This is a genomic window from Pantoea eucrina (assembly GCF_020079945.1).
GTDB lineage: Bacteria > Pseudomonadota > Gammaproteobacteria > Enterobacterales > Enterobacteriaceae > Pantoea > Pantoea eucrina.
Genome location: NZ_CP083448.1, coordinates 1,696,896 through 1,710,536, shown reverse-complemented (window position 1 = coordinate 1,710,536; position 13,641 = coordinate 1,696,896). Strand labels below are relative to the sequence as shown.

General features: G+C 54.7%; 11 protein-coding genes and 1 tRNA gene. 5 read left to right on the top strand and 7 right to left on the bottom strand.

Annotated features, from left to right (window positions below; all coding sequences use genetic code 11):
- Window positions 1-29: 29 nt before the first annotated feature.
- Together LAC65_RS08010 and LAC65_RS08005 are read right to left on the bottom strand one after the other, a co-directional pair.
- Window positions 30-1,964, bottom strand: a complete 1,935-nt coding sequence (locus tag LAC65_RS08010) for an exoribonuclease II (RefSeq protein WP_113655177.1) — start codon at window positions 1,962-1,964, stop codon at window positions 30-32.
- A 124-nt stretch (window positions 1,965-2,088) separates the two neighbouring features.
- Window positions 2,089-4,398 carry an FdhF/YdeP family oxidoreductase gene (locus tag LAC65_RS08005; protein WP_039384537.1) on the bottom strand — a complete coding sequence of 770 codons (2,310 nt, stop codon included), beginning with the start codon at window positions 4,396-4,398 and terminating at the stop codon, window positions 2,089-2,091.
- Window positions 4,399-4,640: 242 nt separating this feature from the next.
- Between LAC65_RS08005 and LAC65_RS08000 the strand changes: the two genes are divergently transcribed.
- The 3 genes from LAC65_RS08000 (at window position 4,641) to LAC65_RS07980 (ending at window position 7,702) form a co-directional block, all read left to right on the top strand.
- Window positions 4,641-6,230 carry a PTS transporter subunit EIIC gene (locus LAC65_RS08000; RefSeq protein WP_039384533.1) on the top strand — a complete coding sequence of 530 codons (1,590 nt, stop codon included), beginning with the start codon at window positions 4,641-4,643 and terminating at the stop codon, window positions 6,228-6,230.
- A 723-nt stretch (window positions 6,231-6,953) separates the two neighbouring features.
- A tRNA-Lys gene (locus LAC65_RS07985) sits at window positions 6,954-7,028 on the top strand.
- Between the two features lie 476 nt (window positions 7,029-7,504).
- Entirely contained in the window at window positions 7,505-7,702 is a 198-nt protein-coding gene (locus tag LAC65_RS07980) for a hypothetical protein (protein WP_039384530.1), read from the top strand.
- A 301-nt stretch (window positions 7,703-8,003) separates the two neighbouring features.
- Here LAC65_RS07980 and LAC65_RS07975 read toward each other — a convergent pair whose 3' ends face one another.
- The 3 genes from LAC65_RS07975 to LAC65_RS07965 all read right to left on the bottom strand — a co-directional run bounded on the left by LAC65_RS07975 (window position 8,004) and on the right by LAC65_RS07965 (window position 9,587).
- Complete coding sequence (locus LAC65_RS07975; RefSeq protein ID WP_224144702.1) at window positions 8,004-8,489, bottom strand: nucleoside triphosphate pyrophosphohydrolase family protein; 486 nt, start codon at window positions 8,487-8,489, stop codon at window positions 8,004-8,006.
- 549 nt (window positions 8,490-9,038) lie between these two features.
- Entirely contained in the window at window positions 9,039-9,245 is a 207-nt protein-coding gene (locus tag LAC65_RS07970; protein ID WP_224144701.1) for a hypothetical protein, read from the bottom strand.
- Between the two features lie 24 nt (window positions 9,246-9,269).
- Window positions 9,270-9,587: a hypothetical protein gene (locus LAC65_RS07965; RefSeq protein WP_039384526.1), complete on the bottom strand. Its 318-nt coding sequence runs from the start codon at window positions 9,585-9,587 to the stop codon at window positions 9,270-9,272.
- Between the two features lie 523 nt (window positions 9,588-10,110).
- On the opposite strand from LAC65_RS07965, the gene LAC65_RS07960 reads away from it, so the two are divergent.
- Together LAC65_RS07960 and LAC65_RS07955 are read left to right on the top strand one after the other, a co-directional pair.
- Window positions 10,111-10,275 carry a S24/S26 family peptidase gene (locus tag LAC65_RS07960; RefSeq protein ID WP_158448517.1) on the top strand — a complete coding sequence of 55 codons (165 nt, stop codon included), beginning with the start codon at window positions 10,111-10,113 and terminating at the stop codon, window positions 10,273-10,275.
- Window positions 10,276-10,548: 273 nt separating this feature from the next.
- The gene (locus LAC65_RS07955) at window positions 10,549-11,445 is read left to right on the top strand and encodes a LysR family transcriptional regulator (RefSeq protein WP_039384523.1); all 897 of its coding nucleotides are present in this window, start codon (window positions 10,549-10,551) and stop codon (window positions 11,443-11,445) included.
- Here LAC65_RS07955 and LAC65_RS07950 read toward each other — a convergent pair.
- Together LAC65_RS07950 and fabI are read right to left on the bottom strand one after the other, a co-directional pair.
- A complete protein-coding gene (locus LAC65_RS07950; RefSeq protein ID WP_039384520.1) occupies window positions 11,436-12,557 on the bottom strand; it encodes a CMD domain-containing protein in 1,122 nt (373 codons plus the stop codon). The genes LAC65_RS07955 and LAC65_RS07950 overlap by 10 nt on opposite strands.
- A gap of 194 nt (window positions 12,558-12,751) precedes the next feature.
- Window positions 12,752-13,540: an enoyl-ACP reductase FabI gene (fabI, locus tag LAC65_RS07945; RefSeq protein ID WP_039384517.1), complete on the bottom strand. Its 789-nt coding sequence runs from the start codon at window positions 13,538-13,540 to the stop codon at window positions 12,752-12,754.
- Window positions 13,541-13,641: the final 101 nt, after the last annotated feature.

The window sequence follows — 13,641 nt, the reverse complement described above, 5'->3', positions numbered from 1 at the left end:
ACATCTGTTATCCCGCACTATGAGCGCCGTCAGGCTGCCGGGCGGGCAACCACGCTGCGGGTCTCCATGCGCACTTCGGCGATGGTGACATCAATAATATCGGTGACGCGATACACCACTTCACCTTGAACCTGCACCGTGCCGCTCTCCTGCGAGCAGACCAGCTCATCGCGTACCGCATGAATAAACGGCGCCGGAATAAAGGCCACCGCACCGTTCTCCTGCAGGCGTACGCGCATACCGCCGCGCGATACATCAATGATCTCGGCGCTGAATTTGCGCTCGCTGCCGGCGAAAGGCGTCAGGAAACGCGCATAAAGCCAGTCACCCACATCGCGCTCAGCCATCCGGTTAAGGCGACGACGCTCACCCATAATAACCGTAACGTCACTCTGCGGACGGGCAATGCTCTCACCGCGCACAATAGCTTTCAGCAGGCGATGGTTGATCATATCGCCAAACTTACGGATCGGTGAGGTCCACGTCGCATAGGCATCCAGACCCAGACCAAAGTGCGGGCCGGGTTCGGTGCCAATCTCAGCAAAGCTCTGGAAACGGCGAATGCGGCTGTCGAGATACTGTGTCGGCTGCGCGTCGAGTTCGCGACGCATCTGACGGAACCCTTCCAGTGTCGTAATGGCCTGCGGATCGACGGTAATGCCGTGACCAGCCAGCACGCCGGCTACCTGTTCAGCGTTGGCCAGATCGAAGCCGGTGTGCAGGTTGTAGATGCCAAAACCCAGTTTTTTCTGCAGCACGTTCGCCGCGCAGATGTTGGCCAGAATCATCGCCTCTTCAACCATGCGGTTAGCGATACGACGATGTTCAGCGATAATATCCAGCACTTCGCCTTTCTCTCCCAGCAGGAAGCGGAAATCGGGGCGATCTTTAAATACCAGCGCATGGGTCTGACGCCATTCACTGCGCGCCAGGCAGAGACGATGCAGCAGACGGATCTGCTCAGCAATCGCCTCATTTTCCGGCTGCCAGCTGCCGCTGTTTTCCAGCCAGTCTGAGACGTTGTCGTAAACCAGTTTGGCTTTGGATTCAATCCAGGCTGCAAAGAAATGCACGTCGTCAGCGAGTGCGCCATCCGGCTGGACCGTCACCCGGCAGGCGAGCACCGGACGTTTCTCATGCGGGCGCAGCGAACAGATATTATCGGAGAGCTCGCGCGGCAGCATAGGAATGTTAAAGCCGGGAAGGTAGTTGGTAAACGCGCGCCGGGCGGCCAGCTTATCAAGCTCGCTGCCTTCCGCTACGTAAGCGGTCGGATCGGCAATAGCGATGGTCAGCAGCAGGCTGCCATCCGCCTGCGCTTCCGCATAGAGCGCATCGTCCATATCCTGCGTACTGGCGCTGTCGATGGTGACAAAGTTCAGCGCGGTGAGATCTTCACGCGTCAGCTGCTCATCCAGCATTCCGCCGCATTCACTCTCTGGCGCTTCGCGCTCCAGGTTATGGCGCGACAGCGTGACCCACCACGGCGCCAGGTGGTCGTCTGCGGTAACGATAAATTCAGTCAGCTCAGCATAAAAGCCGCGATCGCCTTTCAGCGGATGGCGACGCATTTCAGCCACAGCCCAGTCACCGTTCTGGAAATCGTGCGTCAGACCGCGCACGGCGCGACACTGAATGGCATCTTTCAGCAGCGGATGATCCGGCACGATGGCGAGACGATCGTCTTTTTTCTGCACCCGGCCGACGAAGCGCGTCAGAAACGGCTCAATCAGGGTATCCGGCTCTGCACTTTCACGATCTTTATCGGTGTGGATTACCGCGGTGATACGATCGCCGTGCATCACTTTCTTCATTTGCGGTGGCGGAATGAAGTAGCTTTTCTGAGCATCAACTTCAAGGAAGCCAAAGCCTTTTTCTGTGCCTTTCACAACGCCTTCGGCGCGCGGAGTCTGCGCGTGAAGCTTCTCTTTCAGCTGCGCGAGCAGCGGGTTATCCTGGAACATAATTTAGTCAGTTTCGTGGCCTAAGAGCGGTGGACAGTTTTACGCGAATCAGGGGCGCGCGGCAAGGTTAAAACGGGTTAAAAAGCCGCAGAGCGCGGCTTTTGTTTCAGAGAATAACGCGTAATCAGGCGATACGCTGCGTGGGCAGGGCGGCGCTAAGCGTGAGCTTCACCGGCACCGATTTAGAGGTCGGCGTTCCGCTGATATCGCCGTAGCTTGAGAGCGGTACCAGCGGGTTGGTTTCCGGATAGTAGGCTGCGAGATTCCCGCGCGGAATGTTGTAAGGCACCAGTTTAAAGCCGCTGACGCGACGGGTCAGGCCATCATTCCAGAGAGTTTCAATATCCACCTGCTGGCCTTCGGTAAAGCCCAGCGCCGCCATATCCTCAGGATGAATAAACACCACTTCACGCTGACCATAGACGCCGCGATAGCGATCGTCGAGACCGTAAATCGTGGTGTTGTACTGATCGTGTGAACGCAGCGTCTGTAGCGTAAACGGCACGGTCACGTCGCTGCCGAGCTGAGGAAACAGCGAGTCGGGCAGGGCGGACGCGCTGAATTCAGCACGCTGCGATGGCGTATTAAAGCGCAGCTCTGCCGCCGCGTTGCCGAGATAAAAACCGCCAGGCTGGTCGCACTTTGTATTGAAATCAGCAAAGCCCGGGATCGTTGCGGCGATATGATCGCGGATAATATTGTAGTCCGCCGCCATGCCGAGCCAGTCGATATGATCGCTGCCCAGCGTCGCGTGGGCGATACCTGCCACAATGGCGGTTTCTGAACGCTGCGTCTCCGCCAGCGGGATGCCCACGCCTTCTGAAGCGTGAACCATACTGAATGAGTCCTCAACGGTAATGAACTGATTACCACCAGCCTGACGATCGCGCTCGGTGCGGCCCAGCGTAGGCAGGATCAGCCCTTCATGACCCGGCACCAGATGACTGCGGTTGAGCTTGGTGCTGATATGCACCGTCAGACCACAGTGCTGCAGCGCGGCTTCCGTAACCGGAGAGTCGGGCGCTGCCGCCGCCAGATTGCCACCGAGAGCAATCAGCACTTTCACTTCATCACGCAGCATGGCGCCCAGCGCTTCAACGGTATTGTGACCGGCATTACGCGGGGGTTCAAAACCAAAATGGGCGCCCATGGCATCAAGGAAAGGCTTAGAAGGCTTTTCATCGATACCCATGGTGCGGTTGCCCTGCACGTTGCTGTGGCCACGTACCGGGCAAAGGCCGGCACCTTTTTTACCCAGCTGACCAAACAGCAGCTGCAGGTTGACGATTTCGCGTACGGTGTCGACGGAGTGCTTATGCTGCGTGATCCCCATCGCCCAGGTGATAATCACCCGTTCCGCGCTCTGATAAATGGCCGCCGCTTCGCGGATCTGCGCTTCGCTCAGGCCTGACTGCTGCACAATCTGCTGCCACGAGGTGTTATCTACCGCGTCCAGATAGGCCTCAACGCCCTGCGTGTTTGCGGCGATAAACGTCCGATCGAAAATGCCCGGCTCACCGGCGGCAAGGCGCGCGCGCTCCACTTCCAGCAGCGCTTTCACCATGCCGCGCAGGGCAGCCATATCGCCACCGAGGTTGGGCTGATAGTAGGCAGAGCTAATGGTACCAGCTTTTGATGTGACCACTTCCAGCGGCTTTTGCGGATCGGCAAAGCGCTCCAGACCACGTTCACGCAGGGTATTAAATGTCACAATTTTTGCGCCGTGATCGGCAGCGTGACGCAGGCTGTGCAGCATGCGCGGATGGTTGGTCCCCGGGTTTTGCCCGAGCACAAAAATGGCGTTAGCGTGATCGAAATCGTCGAGACGAATGGTGCCTTTTCCGACACCGATGCTGCGTTTCAGGCCGCTGCCGCTGGCTTCATGGCACATGTTGGAACAGTCAGGGAAGTTATTGGTGCCCATCACACGACCAAACAGCTGATAGAGCCAGGAGGCTTCATTGCTGGCGCGCCCGGAAGTGTAGAGTTCCAGCTGATCGGGATGGTCCATCGCTTTCAGGTGCTGAGCAATCAGCGCAAACGCCGCATCCCAGCTGATGGGTTCATAGTGATCGGTGGTGCTGTTATAGCGCATCGGGTGCGTCAGACGCCCCTGATACTCGAGAAAATAGTCGCTCTGCTGATAGAGCGTGCTGACGCTGTGCTGAGCAAAAAACTCAGGCTCGACCACGCGTCGCGTCGCTTCCCAGGTCACCGCTTTGGCGCCGTTCTCACAGAAGCTAAACGTACTTTTATTATCATCGCCCCAGGCACAGCCGGGGCAGTCGAAGCCGCGCGCTTTGTTCATGCGCATCAGATTACGCATATTTTTCAGGGCAGCTTTGCTGTCAAATACGAAACGGGTGGTCGCTTCCAGTGAACCCCAGCCGCCGGCAGCAGCGCGGTAAGGCTGAATTTTACGTTTAAATTTCATGGTAGTCGCAGGCTTATTGTTTATGAGTTGTTATCAGAATATGTCTTCTGTTGAAAAGAAGTGTGCGACTGAGAACAGAGGTTGTCTAATTGATTGACTTAATTGAGCGATAGGCGGCGTTTATCGCCATGGCGGCAAACTGTGATCTACTTCAAATTACCTCAGCTCTGAGAGACACGCGGCTGCGTAAGCAGCGTAATAGTGGCTAATAATTGCTCTTTCACCGTGTGAAGGAGCGCGTCATGAAACAACTCACCAGCCAGATCCACGCGTTTGGTAAAGCGCTGATGATGCCTATCTCGGTTATCGCCGCCGCTGGCATATTTCTCGGACTGGCCGCTGCGCTGCAGAACCCGGCGATCACCGGTGAAGCCTTTGCACAGATGCAGGTGCCACAGCTGATCATCGGCTTTATCCGCAAGGTTGCCGGTGCACTTTTTGCCAACCTGCCGCTGTTCTTTGCCGTTGCCAGCGCAATCGGGCTGGCGAAAGCGGAGAAACCCACGGCCGCTTTTGCCGCCGTCATTGGTTATCTGATGATGAACACAGGCATCAGCGCCACCCTGGCAGCCAAAGGGCTGACCGCCGCAACCACCACGCCGCAGGCGCTGCAGCAGGCGGGGATGGATCAAACCAGCGCGATGATGCTGTCGGCAGAATATATCCAGATGCTGGGCATTTTTACCTACAACATGAGCGTACTGGGCGGGGTGATTGCCGGGCTGCTTACGGTAGTACTGCACAACCGCTTTTATACTCAGCAGCTTCCGGTGGCGATCAGCTTTTTTGGCGGACGCCGTTTTGTGCCGATTATTACCGTGGTTGTGCTGCCGCTGGCGGGCGTGCTGCTGGCGCTCATCTGGCCAACTATCGGAGCCGGTATTGCCTGGGTCGGAGAGATGATTGGTAAAAGCGGGCAATATGGCGCCTTTCTGCTGGGAGCGTGCGAACGGCTACTGATCCCGACCGGCCTGCACCATATTCTGAACGAGACGGTGCGCTTTACTCCGATTGGCGGGATGGCCACCGTCGAGGGACAGAGCGTCGTCGGCGCGCTCAATATCTTTAACAGTTCGCTGACGCATCCGGGGGCGATTCCGGATGACACCGTACGCACCGCCACGCAGTTTCTGGCGCAGGGCAAAATCCCGGTCATGATGTTTGGTCTGCCGGCCGCCGCCCTGGCGATCTACCATACGGCCCGTCCGGAGCATAAGCAGCGGGTAAAAGCGCTGGTGCTGGCGGGGGCGCTGACCTCATTTACCACCGGTATTACTGAGCCGCTGGAGTTCTGTTTTATCTTTGTCTCACCGGTACTTTATGTGCTGCATGCGCTGCTGACCGGCCTCTCGTTTATGCTGATGTCGATGCTGCACCTGATGATTGGCAACGTGCAGGGCGGCGCTATCGATCTGGTGGTATTCGGCATTCTCGGCGGCAGTAAGACCCACTGGTGGTGGACGCTGGTGCTGGGTGCCTGTTACGCGCCGCTTTATTACTATCTGTTTCGCCTGGTCATCACGCGTATGGGGGTAGAGACGCCGGGACGCGAGAGTGAAGATGAGCAGAAAGCGCCGCAGGTCACGGCAGACGAGCGTACCAGAGTCATTATCAGCGGTCTGGGCGGCGAAGCGAATATAGAGGAAGTCGATTGCTGCTTTACCCGCCTGCGGGTACGCGTCAAGGCAATGAATGAGGTAGTTGATCAGACGCTGCTTTCCACCGGAGCTAACGGCGTTAACCGCGTGACGGAACATGATGTGCAGGTGATCTATGGCCCGCAGGTTGAAAAAATTGCGAATGAAGTCAAACAGGCGCTCGGGGTAAGCTGATTTGTAAGCCTGCTAATAGTGAGGATCGCAATCATTGTTAAAAGCGTCGGGCGGATATTTGCGATAGTAACGCTGCCCTTTCAAGAGCTAAGCCATTGCGAGTGCCGGAGATAAGCGCCGGGTAGGGCATTACCCTGAAGCTGCCTGCGGGCAGCTTTTTTGTGCGCAGCGCTTACCGGTTATGAAGCGCAGAGTGCATAAAAAAACCCACCTGTCGGTGGGCTGGCTGAGAACAACGCTGGCTCTTTATCCTGTAAACGCACTTACAGGAATCAGTAACACGTACCGCCAGCATGGTGCGAGCCGGTACCGCCGTGAGGGTGGGTCCCTTTAGGACAGGCAACCGCTGCCGTTGAAAAAACAAATGCTGCAGTTAAAACCAGAAGCGTGGCGACTTTTTTCATTTTTATAGTCCTTTTGCTGTGTGCAATCTTTGCACACCTAATGTATCAGAATAATCCTATAAGTAAATGTTTATTTATCATTAATGCTTATGAGTTATCCCCCAGCCCGTATCGCTTACCGGCTCAGGCAGAGCCAGCTGACAGCTGGCCAGACCGCGCTTGCCCCTCTATTTTGCTCTGTCCCGGCATCGTCGGGTAACCAATATGTTATAATCAGGTCATACGTTAAATTGCCTTCGCGGGCAGTATCAGTTTGCCATCGGGTAAGGCTCACCAGCTGCTTTAACAGCAATCTGAAAACGTCTGGCACCGCAGTTATCCGCCGTTAGCTCATTGGACAGAGCGCTGGCTACTTAGGGCAGAGAGCGGGGTTAAAATCCCCGACGGCGGTCCAGCCCGATTCGTTGATCACCGAAGCTCTGCATCAGCCGCGCTTTTATATTGCCGCCGGCAACGTCTTCAAAGTTTGCGCTCATTACCTCAAACAGATGATCACTTCGGGTCGTACATAAACGTTATAACGAAGGATTTGGCCCTGCATAAGTTATTGACAGGTGAAAAAGAGGTATAAAAGAACAAATTTACCTCTGTAGTCATTAATTTAATAACAGGCTCTCTTTATTATCCCTTAATATCCCGGGCACTAAGGGCTTAAGCCTTATTTATTGCCCTGACCTGCCCCTCATAATGCCGGCAATTCGCACCTGAATCCCTGAAATCAGTACATAACATCGGGTACTTTGAGTAATTAAAATCTATGTACTAACCGTAAAAAATAGCACTTACAGATACTTAATCATGGTCGTTCATGGGTAAAGAGCATGAAAAGGTTTCTGAGAAAACCGATCGTGACGAGCTATCCGTACGGATTTGCAAAAAGGGCAAAGTGGTTTTTCACATGCACTACCGGTTACTGATAAACAGCGGCAAGTTGACGCGGGCGGCTATCCGGCACTCAGCCTTAAAGGGGCCCGTGAAGAATCAATCAACATCGGGCGTGAACCGGAAGAGGGCATGGATATTTATACGTACCCTGCTGCGCGCTATAAAAAAATGTCACAGCTATGACTGCTGAAAAGCTTATACGGGGATGGGACAGGGTTTACGCGCGGGCTAACCTGAAAGATGCTGCCGGAATTCTCCGTTCGTTTAAAATTCGTATGTCTCTGAAAACCGGCCATTTACCTCATGAGTCTGCTGGCAGGCATACATGGAATGAGTTAATCAGGGAGATACCCAGGAACGTTCCGGGTATTACCAGGCGAATAGTGACATTTCATGAACCGGCACATTCATGAGTTGTGCGCCAGGATGGCAGAAGCGACCCCGGTACAATCCCTGAAAGCGAACGATTTTGGTATAAAGAAGCTTACGAAGCGTGTTCCTGATGATGACGAAATCCGGACCATTTATGGAGCGTTTGACAATACTGCAATGCGGCGTAAACCAAAGCGCCCTCAAAGTCATACCCAAAAGCATGTGCGTAATCGAGGATGCGGATAACGGCATCAGCCAGTTTAACCTCTGCTATCTTGCGATACGGCAGGTGGCCATCCATAAGATTTTTACGCTCTCCCTCTATGGCTTCACTCATTTCTGAATGAACTAAACACAGCAGCGTGCCTTTCTCTCGTGGGTTATCACAGTAACCGGCCTCTCCATTCTGCTGATGAGTTACTTCTGAAACGCTTTTATAGCCGTAACACCTTCTCACGCAGAGCGTGATAAAGATTAATGAGTGGGTAGTCCGATTTGGGCTAACAGGTACGAAAGATAAAAGTGGTATTTCTAATGCAATATATTTGCTTTTGATTTTTTTTGGCCTACAGTTGATAGGCTTTACTTTATCCTCCAAAGATATACGGCGGTCTTTTAACCTTTCAGGAACAGAGTGGACACACACACAGCCGTATCAGCTCAATTGTCCGAGCTAATTCAATTCCTTACGACTAGCGAGAGAGTAACAGCTAGTGCAGAAAATAATGAAGAGATGATGGAAATGTACCTCGTTTTGGGTGCACTTCTGCAATGGACATATCAGGTGAAAATTAAAGCCTAATTTTCGAACCACTCGACACAATGTTGAACGCAGCAGGCCCACCAGGTGCGGGTCTGCTGGACGTTTCACATATTCCTCTCCGGCTCGTCTTTGGTCAGATAACTTCATGCTCTTCTCTGCATTCCCGGCTGCGGTAGCTGTATCCATCGCGGGAAGGTTCCCCGCAGTCCCCATTACGGCAGAAGGGGGACCGCGGCTCCGGGCGTGGCCGGTTAGCCATAGCAATTTCTGCATTGACTATCTCAGGGTCTGACGCATCATCTGCAATGTCGGATATTATGATTCTCCGGATATCAGATATAAAAAAAACCGCCTCAGGGACGGTTGGTTAAATCTTATCCGGTGTTATGCAGGCCTTACTGAAGCCTTTGCTGGATGTCCATCAGGGCCATCATCATGAGTGTGGTCTGGGTCAGGCCCGATGATAACTATAAAATCTTCTCCTTTCCCATTACGCATCAGCGTCACCAGATCCCCGGCGCAGGGTTTGGTATCAAAATCATGTACCTCTTCAGCGCCGGTATCCTCGAAAACCACGTTAATTTTCATCATTCAGCTTCCTCTTGATAAACCGCCTTAGCGAGCAGCTTCTGCGGCTTTTTTAGCGTCATATTTTCGTCGTATATCAATCATTCTGATATAGAAGTCATACAACTCTTTGCGCATATGCTGCTTCATTTCATCAGGCAATGGCTCTTGCAACTTCATCCACTCATTAAGTTCAGGCTTGCATTGTGCGTAAGCATCATCAACGACTTTCTTCGGCGGGATACGGGTCTCAATGAAGGGGATGGTGTGGTCATTCAGGCATCGAACCTCTGGAGTATAGAAGCTTTGACCGTCCGCCATGACTGCGCTCGAAACTAAAATTCCTGATAGTAAAATCCATTTCACAACTTATTTCTCCTCGTTCTGATAAACCGGGTCCGTACTGCGCGGGAACTGCAGGGCGGCGTTCCTGTAATGCTGCAGGCATTAGTGATTTGATTAATGTGCTCTGACACAGGTCAGCCTTGATTAATCTGGCGCGGCGTTATGCCGCAACTATGTGTATGCACTGGCTGTCATTGGTCGTCATGCCGGAAAGCAGCATTGAAGAATATACCTCTGACGTATCCTGATCAGATCCACCGTTCGATACTGCTGTGTCTATACACAGTTATCATCAGAGCAGGATTTGATCATGCTACCGGGTAGCAGATTAAAGAAGCATTCATCAGTTTCATGAAGCGCGCGCCATCAGACCGCTGCATCGTCATCACTGGCGACGTTGCAGAGAGGCTGGGGCGCGTTAACTGGCACCTCACAAAGCAGCCAATGACCGGGTACGGAGCGACACGACGACCTTCCGCGACGCTTCAACGCAGGAGGGTGAGCATATGACGTGGTTCCGGTTCAACGCTGACGGTGGCCTCTGATGGGATTCACTTCACCGGCACACGACTCCATAGAGCCGCGGCTCAGCCTCAACCCGGTATTCATCTCCAACCCGGCGACCACGTTCCGCGTGGATATCCCGGATGGTTTTCTGCTGGTTGACTCAGCCGCGAAGGTAAAACCGGGAAACAGGATTGCGTATTAGTGGAACGGCTACTCCGGGCTGGGGAAAATATACCGCAACAGTCTGGTGACAGAAGAGGTCGAGGTGATCGAAAGTGAGCCGCTGAATGATGTCATCGTAATGAGAAGGTAACGTGCGAGATGCGGAACAGAGATGTTTCATTTTGACATTCATGCTGAGCTACCTGATGATCCGCACTCTGTATCTGAGCAATTTTTTATTTATTACGCAGGTTAGTACATAATAATTTTATCAGATGTTTTATAGTTCATAAGTCATTGATAGGTAATCAAAATAGACATAAAACAATTAATTTACCTGTGTAATCTTGAGCGGGAGCGCCATTTTGGTCGGGCGGCAGAAGCGAGTTTTGTCAGCCAGCCCACGCTCTCAATGCGGCTCAAAAACCTCGAGCGTGAGCTGGGGTTATCGCTGATTAACCGCAGTAATAACTTTGACGGCTTTACCCCGGAAGGTGAACGGGTGCTGACCTGGGCGCGGGAAATTGTTTCCGTCTATCAGGGACTGAAGCTGGAGGTTGAATCTCTCAAACATGGCGTAAACGGCACGCTGCGGCTGGGCGTGATGCCGCAGTGCAGCGTGGCGCTGCCGGCGCTGCTTAAAGCGGTCGAGACGCGCTATCCTCAGCTGGACTATCGCGTCGCGGCGATGAGCGCCGATCAGCTACTGGAAGCGCTAAACAGCCATACCGTCGACGGCGGGATCGGCTTTTTTGAGCTCACCGCTCTGCGCGAACTGCATTTTCAGACGGCACTGCTGAACGACGGCGGGGTGGAAGCGATTTTTAACCCGCAGCACTTTCCGGCGCTGCTGAAGCAGCAGCGGCTCTCACTGCATACCCTGGCGGCGCAGCCGCTCTGTCTGGCTGAACCCACGCGCTATTTCCGGCGCTATCTGGACGGGCAGCTGCGCGAAACCGGCCTGCTGCCGCGTGTAATAGTTGAGAGCGCATCCATTATGCAGCTGCTGCAGAGCGCGCAGGTTGGCCTCGGCGTGATGGTTTCACCGTGCGGGCATCTGCTGCCCGAACTGTTGCAGAACCTGGCGCGGCGCCCGATCGATATGGCACCAATGGGACGACAGGCTGCGCTGGTAATCGCAGAGCCGGGACGTGCCTCACCGCTGGCGCAGCACTTTTTTGATGAGGCGCGCCGCCATCTTCATGACTGACGCGTCTCTGCCAGCGCCATAGTAAGCCGGTCTTCCCAGCTGGCCAGCGCCACTCTCTGCAACAGCGTAAACAGGGCGGTATGATCCCAGCCGCTGTTGATCAGCGGCTGCAGGTGGGCGGCACTAAACCGATCGGGCTGACGCGTCAGCTGCCCGCTCAGCGCAGCCACCGCGTCGCGATTATGCGCAGCGTCAGCCAGTAACACTTCCCGCCGCTCACCGGCGTAGCGTGTAAAACGCTGACGACAGCCGTGAATACGCGCGCTGACCGCCAGCGCCAGCGCCTCCGCCTCAGGGTTAACCGGCATCAGCTGCTGTTTCAGGCGCTGCAGGCCGCTCAGAACCGGCGCATCATACATCAGCAGCCAGCTCAGCGGCTCCAGATCGCTATCGTTCAGACAGTCAGCCTGCGCGCTCAGCTGCTGCGGGCTGGCGTAACGTCGTTCCAGCGGCTTCAGCCCGGGCGAGCAGAGATTATCTTCAGCAAACAGCGTGGCGCAGGCGTCGGGCGGCACTGATGCGCCGGGGATCCAGCGTACCGGCTGTGCCAGCAGCGCCTGCACGCCAGCCACCATCCGCGCCTGGAATCCTGTGAAACCGATAATCTGGGTCAGCGTAATGATATCGGGCTCTGTCAGTCCCACCGCCTCCAGCGCGCCGAGGCTGTGAGCGTTAATCAGCGCCGGCTGCATCGCCAGCTGACGAGCATACTGCGTCATCTGCGTCAGGCGATTGTTGCTCTCGCGGGAAGAGTCGGGACCGGGGAGCGGGTTGAGGCGCGCTGAGTAGTGATTGCACAGGCGCTGAACGCCCGCTACCTGGGCGACCGTCAGGGCCGCGCTCAGCCGGTCGTAGAGTGTCAGCGTATGCGTGTGCGATGCCGTCAGGCTGTCAGGAAACAGCAGCTGGCTTACATCGCGAGCCGCCAGCAGCGCCGGCTGAAAATGGCGAAACAGCGGCTGTAAAACCGTTGCTTCCTGCTGCAGGCCGAGCAGGAATCGATCGTTAACCAGGGCGGCCTCGGGGACCAGCGGGGCGGTGGTGGAGGTGTATGGGCGAGCCTGGCTTTCATACAGCCAGAGGTTATGGCCGGTAAAACGGCGTTGTTCCATAATCCATCCTTTCGCTAAATTCGGGCTGAGCGTACGACGGGAAATTCTGAAAAGCGTGTCGCCACTCGGGGGCAGGCTTATCGTCGCTGATGGTCATGCGCAGGCAAAAGAATGAAGGGGAATAATTAATATCGAATGGGTATATAGTGCGGTCAGAGAGGGAGTGGGGCGAGTCAGGCTCGCCCCTGCAGAACTTATTTCAGTTCCAGCTCGTTCATTGCAGCGATGCTAAAGCCGCCATCAACGTGAACAACTTCACCGGTGATACCACCTGCCAGGTCGGAGCACAGGAAGGCCGCAGAGTTACCTACGTCTTCAATGGTCACCGTACGGCGAATCGGGGTAACCGCTTCACAGTGGGAGAGCATTTTACGGAAATCTTTGATGCCGGAGGCAGCCAGGGTACGGATTGGACCCGCAGATACGGCGTTGACGCGCACGCCTTCCGGACCCATTGCGTTAGCCATGTAGCGTACGTTAGCTTCCAGCGACGCTTTCGCCAGACCCATAACGTTGTAGTTTGGAATAGCACGCTCTGCGCCCAGATAAGAGAGGGTCAGCAGGGCTGCATTCGGGTTCAGCATCGCGCGGCACTCTTTGGCCATCGCCACGAAGCTGTAAGCGCTGATGTCGTGCGCGATTTTAAAACCTTCGCGGGTCACGGCATTGACGTAGTCACCATCCAGCTGATCGCCCGGGGCAAAGCCGATAGAGTGCACGAAACCGTCAAATTTTGGCCAGGTTTTTGCCAGCTCAGTGAACAGGGCAGTGATGCTCTCATCTTCTGCCACATCGCAAGGCAGAACAATGTCTGAACCCAATTCTTTAGCGAACTCTTCCACACGACCTTTCAGTTTGTCGTTCTGGTAGGTGAAAGCCAGTTCTGCGCCCTGCTTATGCATCGCCTGCGCAATACCGTAGGCGATGGAGAGTTTACTGGCAACGCCAGTAATCAGAATGCGCTTACCGGAAAGAAAACCCATAGCTGTAATCCTTATGGTCATTGTTGTTGGCGGTCGTGATGATTAAAAAGTATACGACCGACGTTAATCGACGTGCGGATTCTAGCACGTCTGTGTCAAAT